The organism is Acinetobacter sp. SwsAc5, assembly GCF_013391485.1.
GTDB lineage: Bacteria > Pseudomonadota > Gammaproteobacteria > Pseudomonadales > Moraxellaceae > Acinetobacter > Acinetobacter towneri.
In genome coordinates this window covers 1-5,652 of record NZ_JACAXD010000048.1, presented here as the reverse complement: position 1 = coordinate 5,652, position 5,652 = coordinate 1, and the positions used below count along the sequence as shown (strand labels likewise).

Genomic DNA, 5,652 nt, shown 5'->3' with positions numbered 1-5,652 from the left:
TTACAGTTTCATCTGGCGTAATCTGTTCAACTGAACTACCTGCCACTGCACCCGTACCAGTTTTATCTGTCGTCAGTTTCCAGCCAGTATTCGCTATCGCTTTTACTGCATCAAGCTGACCACCATTTACTGCTTCTTTAGATCCTGCCGCAACAAGACCATCTGTTACTCCTGTGATCTTACCTGTCGATGCATCTAGCTTAATGCTGCCTGACTGTACCCCTGTCTTGTCAACAGAAACGACTGTACCTGTACCAGCACTATCCTTAATCGATAAACTGCCCGCATTGCTTAAGGACAAGGTATCTTTCAGGCTGTATTTGTAGGTATTCGTCGCAGAATCATAGGTCGCTGTTGTATTTGTACCATCTGCGAAGTTAACAGTTTCTCCTAGCTGTACATTGTCTGCTGGACTTACACCATTCACTGCAAAATTCAAACCTTTATCTGCCTGAGTCTTCGCATTAGTCGCAGTGTTATTTACCTGCTGAATTGCATCGTGAACCGTATTGGCTCCTGTAACTCCGCCAATATTGGTTGAAGTTAAATTACCAGTTGCATCAATCTGTGTGCTGCTCCCCAATACATTCTTCACATTGTCTTGGGCTGTATATAGCTGACTGCCATTCACCGCATCTGTAGATGTTGAATTGACATCCCCAGCTTTAACATTGGTGATCTTCTGATTGCCTGCATTGATCCCTGTCGCTTTGTCGATAACAATGTTACCAAGAGTCACTTTGTCAACATTAATATTTTTAGCTAAATCATAGTTAATAGTATTATCCGCACTGTGAGTAACAACTAAATTTCCATCAGTATTGCGAAAATCAACTGTTTCACCCAGCTTAACTTTATCTAAATTAGCACCTTGGGCTGAGATACTGAAACCTTTATCAGTTAAAGTTGTATTTAGCTGATTTTGTGCAGAAATCAATTGTTCCTCAGTTGCTGCTCGACCACTATTGTAAGTGCCTGCAGGATTCCAAGTTGTATTGCTTAACCCAGTAACATCATTTGTTGAAGTATTTACCTTCACATTACCGGCTTTTAATCCAGTATCCGTTAAAGTATTGGTACCGACTTTAACTTCATTATTTTTTATGCTCGCAGAGCCTGTTGTCACACTACCATTGCTACCAAGATTTATTGTTTCAGCAAGACGAATATCTAGCTGATTTGTTCCATTGGCAACCACACCTATATTCCCGGTGGCAGCGAGTGTACCTGTTGCACCGCCTTTCACATTGAGCGTTTCACCAAGTTTACGCGATATTTGAGTCCCCGTATCACCAGCAAAGCTTAATGGTTGATTCAATGCGGTATCTAATGCAGTTAAGGCTGCACCTACATTACTGACCGTAGTTTTTGTACCTGTTCCTGCCGGGTTAGTTGTGACGGTATAACTTGGCGCACTAATTGCTCCGGTAGCTTGATTTGCTGAAGCCCCACCACCTAATGCTTGTGCTGTTTTATTCGCTAGATTGGCTAATTCTTCATTGGTTTGGAATAACTGGCTACCATTAATTGCATCAGTACTTGAACCAGATACTCGACCTGCAGCGACATTAATGATTTGACGTTCATTACCTAAACTGCCCACACTCACAGTTGATGTTGGATTTATGCCTGCATAATTATAGGTTTTACCGTTAACAATTGCACTTGCTGTTGGTGTTGCATTACCAGAAATCGATCCACTACCCAAGGCAACTGCATTTGTATGTGTAACTGTTGCACCAGTACCTAAAGCAAAACCATTAGTTGCAGATACATTAGCACCTGTCCCTATAGCATTCGAACTTTCAGCACCAGCTTTAGCCCCATTACCAAATGCATTCGCATTTAAACCTGCTGCATCTGCACTTTTACCTATAGCAGACGCATTGAGACCACTTGCAACGGCACTTGTACCTAACGCAAGCGTATCCTGTCTTAATGCTTCAGCGCCTGTACCAATTGCACTTGCATCTTGTTCAGATGCTTTTGCACCCTTACCCATAGCATTCGCATTAACTCCTGTTGCTTGCGCATTGGTACCAATTGCGCTGGCATTATCAGCTGCAGCTTTTGCACTATCACCAATCGCATTACTGCTTGTGCTTGTTGCTTCTGCACTTTTACCCATCGCATTGGCATTACCAGCAGTCGCTTTTGCATTATTACCAATTGCATTGGCGCTTGTTCCACTTGCTGTTGCATAGTTACCAATAGCATTAGCACTTACTGCAGTTGCTTTAGCAAAATTACCCAATGCACTCGCATTTTCTTTTGCTGCTAGTGATTCATGGCCAATTGCTGTTCCATTATCGCCCTGTACAATTGCTTTACGTCCAATTGCAATGGCCTGATCAGCATTCTGTACTTCTGAATAACTGCCAATACCCACTGCATAGTCAGAAATACCAGTGGTTCTATCAATTTGAATATTGGTACCTATTGCAATACTTTCCATACCATTACTGCTGGCATTGGTACCCATTGCAATATTGTTTGTACTTTTTGCTAAAGCAGTCTTACCAATCGCAATAGATGCATCACCATTTGCTTGTGTGCTGGTATTACCAATTGCAACACTTTCTTTTGCATTAGTTGCAGCATCAAAACCGATAACGACACTTTTTACACCTGCATTACTTGTTGTGACGCCAGCACCTATTGCTAGCGACTCGTCAGCAGTTGCCCCCATATTATTTTCATTCGCTGGATTTTTACTATTAATGGAGACATGATGTTGTCCATTATCTGCAATAGCTTGATTAAGCTGTGCCAAATTCACAGCATCTGTAGCTTGTGTTCCTGCAGCAACATTCGAAATGCGGCCATCAGCGGCATACGTCACAGTATTGCCAGGTAAAACACTAATTGCACCAGATGACACTGCATTAATTGCACTCGCAACATTTGTATATTGATGAGTCTGGTTTGTTTTTGTATCTGTCAATTCAATAATGTAGCCTGTAAATGCTCCTGTAACTGGATCGACACCTGTTTGTCCACCAATCAAGCTTGCGACATTTTTTTGCGCTTCATACAATTGATTAACATTGACTGCATCTGTAAGATTGGCACCCGCTGCAACATTCGTAATACGACGCTCTTGTCCAGTTTTACCAACAGAAACTATATTATAGCCGCCCGATTTTGTATCAGCTGTCAAATAAGCCGCAGCAGTTGAAGTTCCATTCGCTACACTGGATGCCCCTAGAGCAATATTATTGGTACTAGCTTCCGAGTCACGCCCCAATGCCGTTCCAGAATCGCCTGTCACTTTTGCTTTATAGCCCAGAACAGTTGCATAATCACCGCCAGAAGCTTTGGCCTCATTACCCAGCACGGTCGAACCTGTTGTTGCATCTACACGTGAACCAATCGCTACAGATTCAGCAACTGCGGTTATATTTTTATTCGCATCGCGGCCAATAGCAATATTATCATCACCATTTAAATTGCTTCCTGCATTTACCCCAATCGCAATATTGTCATCTGAGCTGTCATTACCGCTCGCTGACAGGTTGGAACCAGCGCCAACACCTAAAGCAATATTTCGATTGCCAATAACATTTTTGCCGCTATCACGTCCAATAGCAATGTGGTCTGTACGGTCATTCGTTGCACCTTGTGATGTACCCACTCCCGCATTCTGACCGATTGAAATACCAGCTGTTGTATTTGCAAAAGCACCTTGACCCAATGCAACCGCACCATCACGGCCCGCATTAGATGCTCCGCCGGCAGCCAGTGCACCGCTTGCTGCTGCTTGAGCTGCAGCACCAATGGAAATTGCCTGCTCTCCTGAAGCATTACCATTTCGACCTATTGCAATCGCATCCTTTGCAACAGCTTTAGATGAATCACCAAGAGCAACACTAGATTCACCTCTTGCCAAATTAGAAGTACCCAAAGCTATACTATTCTTTCCAAGAGAAAGATTCGCACCGCTGCTTAACAACGCCACTAAGCTAGTAACTTGAGCATTTGTAACCGATACCCCATTAATTTCAGTAATATCTGTTAAATTCGTACCCGCTCCTGTCGTAGTTACAGACATGCCATCTATTGCAGTAATTTTACTATTTGCATCTCTTGTATAAACAGGCTGGCGCGGTGTCCCTGTGGTTGAACCAATTGCTGTACTATTTAAACCAATTGCTGCGGATTGTTTACCAATTGCAACTGCATTTTCTTGATCTGCGCGCGCTTGGTCGCCCATAGCAATTGAACTTGTACCATTTGCAATTGCTTGAGGTCCTATAGCAACCGATTCTAGACCTTTTGACTGTGAATCAACTGCAGCAGAGTTGGTATGGAAATATTTAATACCAACCCCGACTCCTCCAGTTCCTGTTCCAGTATCAACCCCTGTAATATATTCAATAGCTTGCCTTACATTATTAAAAGCTTGTGTACCGCCTTTACCATCACTCACCGTATAAGTTGGATTTTGTAAGGTTCCATTTGCATCTAATTGTGTTCCTAGGACATCCGCAATATTTTTATTGACGGTATAAAGCTGCCCACCATTAACTGCATCCGTACTGCTCGCATTACTGATATTTCCAGCCGCTAATCCAGTAATTTTTTTATCATTGAGATTCGCACCATTATTAAATGTTGCTGATCCATTAACATTCAAAGTACCGCCTACAGTTGTATTTCCTGTAGTTGCTAAAGTACCTGTAATGCTAGTGTTTTTAAGAGCCGTCGTACCATTTGATACAGTTAAACCATTTCCAATCGTTGCTGAGCCTGTCGTCGTAACATTGCTGAGTGTCGTATTACCAACTACATTTAACGTGTTACTAAGTGTCGTTGCACCTGTTACTCCCAAAGTACCGCCTACAGTTGTATTTCCTGTAGTTGCTAAAGTACCTGTAATGCTAGTGTTTTTAAGAGCCGTCGTACCATTTGATACAGTTAAACCATTTCCAATCGTTGCTGAGCCTGTCGTCGTAACATTGCTGAGTGTCGTATTACCAACTACATTTAACGTGTTACTAAGTGTCGTTGCACCTGTTACTCCCAAAGTACCGCCTACAGTTGTATTTCCTGTAGTTGTTAAAGTACCCGCAATATTGGTGTTTTTAAGAGCCGTCGCACCATTTGCTACAGTCAAACCATTTCCAATCGTTGCTGAGCCTGTTGTAGTTAATGTACCTGCATTAACTGAACCGTCCGTATTTAAACCTGCGGTGCTTAATGTCGTATTTGTCCCGACTTTAACTGTACTGGTGGTTTTATCTAATTCAACACTGCCTACCGTAACTTTATTCAGACTTACGTCATCCGTTGTTGCAACTACAAAATCTGTGCCACTAGGTGTAATTGTAATATTATTTCCTGCCAAAACATCAGCATAAACTGGCATCACCGCACTTGACGCAATAGTTATAGCTACTGATACAACTTTCACCGTTTTTGTTTTCGTTTTACTTTTTGCATTTTCCGAAACCGCAACCCATGCCCCTATCGAAGCATTCCAAACTATTCTATAGATCCTATTCATACTTACACCTTTTATATGATAGGACTTACGCATTGACGGATTCAAAAAAGTATTAAAATACTTTATAAAGTATCTGTGATCAGACGAATTAAACATGCTTCTACAGCAACTTGTACATTACCCATTTATATGGGCTTTCTCATGAC

At 42.1% G+C, this 5,652-nt stretch carries 1 protein-coding gene and 1 pseudogene; both read right to left on the bottom strand.

Going from position 1 to position 5,652, the window contains the following annotated elements:
- Positions 1 to 5,368: beta strand repeat-containing protein (locus tag HYG89_RS15490; RefSeq protein WP_372595715.1), on the bottom strand; the 5,368-nt coding region annotated here is incomplete at its 3' end.
- A 15-nt stretch (positions 5,369 to 5,383) separates the two neighbouring features.
- Positions 5,384 to 5,506, bottom strand: a pseudogene (locus HYG89_RS16110) (ESPR domain-containing protein); the annotation flags it as partial.
- Between the last annotated feature and the right edge of the window lie 146 nt (positions 5,507 to 5,652).